This is a genomic window from Pseudomonas sp. GL_103, assembly GCF_057835175.1.
Genome location: NZ_CM174420.1, coordinates 5,351,223 through 5,357,500, shown reverse-complemented (window position 1 = coordinate 5,357,500; position 6,278 = coordinate 5,351,223). Strand labels below are relative to the sequence as shown.

General features: G+C 55.2%; 3 protein-coding genes and 2 rRNA genes (1 of these 5 only partly in view). All 5 read left to right on the top strand.

Translation table 11 applies throughout. From position 1 onward, the window contains the following. Nucleotides 1-2,255 (top strand): 23S ribosomal RNA (locus AC3IP0_RS24085); it begins 639 nt to the left of the window's first position. Between the two features lie 151 nt (nucleotides 2,256-2,406). Then, nucleotides 2,407-2,522 (top strand): 5S ribosomal RNA (gene rrf, locus AC3IP0_RS24080). Nucleotides 2,523-2,667: 145 nt separating this feature from the next. Beyond that, entirely contained in the window at nucleotides 2,668-3,327 is a 660-nt protein-coding gene (locus AC3IP0_RS24075; RefSeq protein WP_489317245.1) for a paraquat-inducible protein A, read from the top strand. Further along, complete coding sequence (locus AC3IP0_RS24070; protein ID WP_489317244.1) at nucleotides 3,314-3,937, top strand: paraquat-inducible protein A; 624 nt, start codon at nucleotides 3,314-3,316, stop codon at nucleotides 3,935-3,937. The genes AC3IP0_RS24075 and AC3IP0_RS24070 overlap by 14 nt, the downstream gene beginning before the upstream one ends. After that, on the top strand, nucleotides 3,930-6,233 hold the full coding sequence (locus tag AC3IP0_RS24065) for a PqiB family protein (RefSeq protein ID WP_489317243.1): 2,304 nt from the start codon (nucleotides 3,930-3,932) through the stop codon (nucleotides 6,231-6,233). Before AC3IP0_RS24070 ends, AC3IP0_RS24065 begins: the two co-directional genes overlap by 8 nt. Nucleotides 6,234-6,278 lie beyond the last annotated feature (45 nt).

Here is a 6,278-nt window from a genome sequence, read left to right as displayed (position 1 = left end):
GCGTCTAGTCGCTGGGAATAGACCCGAAACCGGGCGATCTATCCATGGGCAGGTTGAAGGTTGGGTAACACTAACTGGAGGACCGAACCGACTACCGTTGAAAAGTTAGCGGATGACCTGTGGATCGGAGTGAAAGGCTAATCAAGCTCGGAGATAGCTGGTTCTCCTCGAAAGCTATTTAGGTAGCGCCTCATGTATCACTGTAGGGGGTAGAGCACTGTTTCGGCTAGGGGGTCATCCCGACTTACCAAACCGATGCAAACTCCGAATACCTACAAGTGCCGAGCATGGGAGACACACGGCGGGTGCTAACGTCCGTCGTGAAAAGGGAAACAACCCAGACCGTCAGCTAAGGTCCCAAAGTTATGGTTAAGTGGGAAACGATGTGGGAAGGCTTAGACAGCTAGGAGGTTGGCTTAGAAGCAGCCACCCTTTAAAGAAAGCGTAATAGCTCACTAGTCGAGTCGGCCTGCGCGGAAGATGTAACGGGGCTCAAACCATACACCGAAGCTACGGGTATCACCTTCGGGTGATGCGGTAGAGGAGCGTTCTGTAAGCCTGTGAAGGTGAGTTGAGAAGCTTGCTGGAGGTATCAGAAGTGCGAATGCTGACATGAGTAACGACAATGGGTGTGAAAAACACCCACGCCGAAAGACCAAGGTTTCCTGCGCAACGTTAATCGACGCAGGGTTAGTCGGTCCCTAAGGCGAGGCTGAAAAGCGTAGTCGATGGAAAACAGGTTAATATTCCTGTACTTCTGGTTATTGCGATGGAGGGACGGAGAAGGCTAGGCCAGCTTGGCGTTGGTTGTCCAAGTTTAAGGTGGTAGGCTGGAATCTTAGGTAAATCCGGGATTCTAAGGCCGAGAGCTGATGACGAGTGTTCTTTTAGAACACGAAGTGGTTGATGCCATGCTTCCAAGAAAAGCTTCTAAGCTTCAGGTAACCAGGAACCGTACCCCAAACCGACACAGGTGGTTGGGTAGAGAATACCAAGGCGCTTGAGAGAACTCGGGTGAAGGAACTAGGCAAAATGGCACCGTAACTTCGGGAGAAGGTGCGCCGGTGAGGGTGAAGGACTTGCTCCGTAAGCCCACGCCGGTCGAAGATACCAGGCCGCTGCGACTGTTTATTAAAAACACAGCACTCTGCAAACACGAAAGTGGACGTATAGGGTGTGACGCCTGCCCGGTGCCGGAAGGTTAATTGATGGGGTTAGCTAACGCGAAGCTCTTGATCGAAGCCCCGGTAAACGGCGGCCGTAACTATAACGGTCCTAAGGTAGCGAAATTCCTTGTCGGGTAAGTTCCGACCTGCACGAATGGCGTAACGATGGCGGCGCTGTCTCCACCCGAGACTCAGTGAAATTGAAATCGCTGTGAAGATGCAGTGTATCCGCGGCTAGACGGAAAGACCCCGTGAACCTTTACTATAGCTTTGCACTGGACTTTGAATTTGCTTGTGTAGGATAGGTGGGAGGCTTTGAAGCGTGGACGCCAGTTCGCGTGGAGCCAACCTTGAAATACCACCCTGGCAACTTTGAGGTTCTAACTCAGGTCCGTTATCCGGATCGAGGACAGTGTATGGTGGGTAGTTTGACTGGGGCGGTCTCCTCCTAAAGAGTAACGGAGGAGTACGAAGGTGCGCTCAGACCGGTCGGAAATCGGTCGTAGAGTATAAAGGCAAAAGCGCGCTTGACTGCGAGACAGACACGTCGAGCAGGTACGAAAGTAGGTCTTAGTGATCCGGTGGTTCTGTATGGAAGGGCCATCGCTCAACGGATAAAAGGTACTCCGGGGATAACAGGCTGATACCGCCCAAGAGTTCATATCGACGGCGGTGTTTGGCACCTCGATGTCGGCTCATCACATCCTGGGGCTGAAGCCGGTCCCAAGGGTATGGCTGTTCGCCATTTAAAGTGGTACGCGAGCTGGGTTTAGAACGTCGTGAGACAGTTCGGTCCCTATCTGCCGTGGACGTTTGAGATTTGAGAGGGGCTGCTCCTAGTACGAGAGGACCGGAGTGGACGAACCTCTGGTGTTCCGGTTGTCACGCCAGTGGCATTGCCGGGTAGCTATGTTCGGAAAAGATAACCGCTGAAAGCATCTAAGCGGGAAACTTGCCTCAAGATGAGATCTCACTGGGACCTTGAGTCCCCTGAAGGGCCGTCGAAGACTACGACGTTGATAGGTTGGGTGTGTAAGCGCTGTGAGGCGTTGAGCTAACCAATACTAATTGCCCGTGAGGCTTGACCATATAACACCCAAGCAATTTGCGCTTAAAAGCCAGATTGCGGTGTGTGAAGACGAAACGAACCGAAAGTTCGAGATACTCACAAAACACCTAGCTGTCACATACCCAATTTGCTGAAGCGAGGCCAACCGGCCACGACTCAGTACCCGAATTTCTTGACGACCATAGAGCGTTGGAACCACCTGATCCCATCCCGAACTCAGCAGTGAAACGATGCATCGCCGATGGTAGTGTGGGGTTTCCCCATGTGAGAGTAGGTCATCGTCAAGATTAAATTCCGAAACCCCAATTGCGAAAGCAGTTGGGGTTTTGTTTTGGGCGTAGAAAAAGCACGATCAATCAAGCACAAATTGGCGCAGTTATTTTTGTCCCGGGACACTAGAATAGGTCCAACTTTTTCAGAGTCAGAGCGCTTATGCCGGATTCGGTTGACGCCAAAGGGCTGTCAGAATTACCACTAGAAAATCTGGTTGCCTGCCATGAGTGCGACTTGCTCATGCGTAAACCCGAACTCGCCCATGGCGAAAAGGCCCTGTGCCCGCGCTGTGGCTACGAGCTTTATGCCAATCGGTATAACGTCGTACAGCGCAGTCTCGCCCTGGTCATCGCCGCCTTGTTGTTGTTTATGCCGGCGAACTTTTTACCCATCATGCAGCTCAATCTACTCGGGCAATCTTCGCAAGACACCGTCTGGAGTGGTGTTGTCGCCCTTTTTGACACAGGCATGCAAAGCGTTTCAGTGATTGTGTTCCTGTGCAGCATGGGGATCCCGCTGCTCAAGCTGCTGTGCCAACTGGCCGTATTGTTGAGTATCCGTTTTGATGTCGGACGCAGCTACGGCTTGTTGCTCTATCGCATTTATCACCATATACGCGAATGGGGGATGCTCGAGGTTTACTTCATGGGCGTACTGGTGGCGATCGTAAAACTGGCAGATATGGCAGCCATCACCGTAGGCCTCGGCCTGGTGTGCTTCATTGGAATGTTGCTGATTCAAGTCTGGCTCGAGGTCGTAATGTCGCCTCACCAGATCTGGCAAGCGTTATCAGGAGAGGATGCCCATGCGGGCGATTGATGCAGGCATTCTGATTTGTAAGGAATGTCATGAATTGAACAGGCAGGAAGCTGATACCGATGAGCAAGTCTGTACACGCTGCGGAGCGCTGGTGCACGCCCGCACCCCGAATAGCCTGGTGCGCACCTGGGCACTGCTGATTACCGCCGCCATTCTTTACATCCCGGCCAATTTGTTGCCGATCATGACCGTGAACTCCTTGGGTAAAGGAGCACCCAGCACGATCATGGCGGGTGTGATCGAGTTGGTGCACTACGGCATGCTCCCCATTGCCGCCGTGGTGTTTATTGCCAGTATTCTGGTGCCCACCTTCAAGCTCGTAGGCATCGCTCTGCTGCTGTTTTCCGTGCAGCGCCGTCAGCCCCTTTCGGCTCGCCAGCGCATCTGGATGTACCGTTTCATTGAATTCATCGGCCGCTGGTCGATGCTCGATATCTTTGTGATCGCCATCCTCGTGGCGGTCGTGAATTTTGGGCGGCTTGCCAGCATCGAAGCCAATCTTGGCGCCATCGCTTTCGCCACGGTGGTGATTCTGACGATGCTTGCCGCGGTAACTTTTGATCCCCGACTGATTTGGGATAACACGGAGTCGGACGACGACCATGACTGATTTGCCTGTAGCGAAAACCCGACCGGCTTCGAACTGGTCTGCCATTTGGGTGTTGCCTCTGATCGCCTTGATCATCGGCGGCTGGCTCGGCTGGCGTGCCTATAGCGAGACCGGTATCGAGATTCAGGTGCGTTTTGAGAGTGGCGAGGGCATTCAGGCCAACAAGACCGAAGTTGTCTATAAAGGCATGTCGGTCGGCAAGGTCAAAAGCCTCAAGCTCGATGACGAAGGCAGTTCCAAGGGCGTGATCGCCAGCATCGAAATGAACAAGGACGTAGAGCCATACCTGCGAACCAGCACGCGTTTCTGGCTGGTCAAGCCGAGCGTCACGTTGGCAGGGATCACTGGTCTTGAGACGCTGGTTTCAGGTAACTATGTCGCCATCAGCCCGGGGGAAGGCGAGCCCGTCCGCAAGTTCAAGGCCCTGGCCCAGGAACCGCCGCTTTCCGATGCCCAACCCGGTCTGCACTTGACCATCAAAGCTGACCGCCTGGGCTCGCTGAACCGTGGCAGTCCGGTGTTTTACAAACAGATCAAAGTGGGCCAGATCAAAAGCTATGTGTTGTCCGAGGACCAGAACACTGTCGAGCTCAAGGTCTTCATTGAGCCGACTTACGCCAAGCTGGTGCGCAAGCACACACGTTTCTGGAACGCCAGCGGCATCAGCATCGACGCCAATCTGTCGGGTGTGAAGGTTCGCAGTGAATCCCTGGCCAGCATCGTCGCCGGTGGTATTGCGTTCGCTACACCTGAAAACCGCAAGGACAGCCCGCCTACTGACCCAAGCCTGCCATTCAGGCTCTATGAAGACTTTGACGCCGCCGCCGCCGGTATCCGGGTGAAGGTCAAGCTCAGTGACTTCGACGGCTTGCAGGCCGGTCGCACACCGGTGATGTATAAGGGTATTCAGGTTGGCAGCCTGAAAACGCTGAAGGTCGATGCGGATCTGTCCGGCGCAACCGCCGAGTTGACGATGGACCCATTGGCCGAGGATTACCTGGTCGAAGGCACCCAGTTTTGGGTGGTCAAACCGTCGATTTCCCTGGCGGGGATTACCGGCCTCGAAGCGTTGGTCAAAGGCAACTACATCGCTGTGCGGCCTGGCGACAAGGGTTCGGCACCACAACGGGAGTTTGTGGCTCGGTCCAAGGCGCCGCCGCTGGACCTACGTGCACCCGGCCTGCACCTGGTGTTGTTCACGGAAAATCTCGGCTCGCTGGAAGTCGGCAGCCCGGTTCTCTACAAGCAGGTCAAAGTCGGCTCCGTACAGAGCTATCAGTTCTCACGCACCAAGAAACGACTGATCATTGGCGTGCACATCGAGAAGGAATACGAAGGCCTGGTCAACGCCTCGACGCGTTTCTGGAACGCTAGTGGCATCACCCTCACGGGCGGACTGACCGGTGGGGTCCAGGTTAAAAGCGAGTCGTTGCAGAGCTTGATGGCCGGCGGCATTGCCTTCGAGACCCCGCAGGACAACGCCCCATTGCAGAAGCGTATTCCACGTTTCCGTCTGTTCGCGAACCACGAAGACGCTACGCAGAAAGGCGAAGTCATTACGCTCAAGCTCGATCGCGCTGACGGCCTGCGTACCGGCACTCCGATTCGTTTCAAGGGGCTGGATGTCGGCAAGGTGGAGGACGTTGATCTCAGCGAGGACCTGCAATCGGTGTTGCTGACCGCGCGGATTACCGAAGTGCCGGAGCGCATCGCTCGGGTCGGCAGTCAGTTCTGGGTGGTCAAGCCTGAGCTGGGCCTGATCAAGACGTCCAACCTCGAAACCCTGGTGACCGGGCAATACATCGAGGTACAACCAGCACCGAAGAACCTGGGGCCGCAAAAGAACTTTGTCGCTTTGGCCACCGCGCCGGAAACTGCCAAGCAGGAAGCGGGATTGAGTCTGGTGCTGAGCGCAGCCCGTCGTGGTTCGCTGAAGGCCGGTGTACCAGTGACCTATCGCGAAATCACCGTGGGCAAGGTGACCGGTTATGAGTTGGGCCAGACCGCTGATCGCGTCCTGATCCATATCCTGATCGAGCCGAAGTACGCACCACTGGTACGCAGCGGTACACGGTTCTGGAACACCAGCGGTTTCGACTTCGATGTCGGTCTGTTCAAAGGTGCAACGGTGCGCACTGAATCGCTGGAAACGATGATTCAGGGCGGTGTCGCCTTCGCCACGCCGGATGGCGAGCGCATGGGCAGCCCGGCGCGACCGGAGCAGACGTTTGCGCTGTTCGACAAGTTCGAAGAGGAATGGCTGGGTTGGGCGCCGAAGATTTCGCTAGGTAAATAGTCTGAGGGTTATGTGTCGTCAGTGATGACGCCTTCGCGGGCAAGC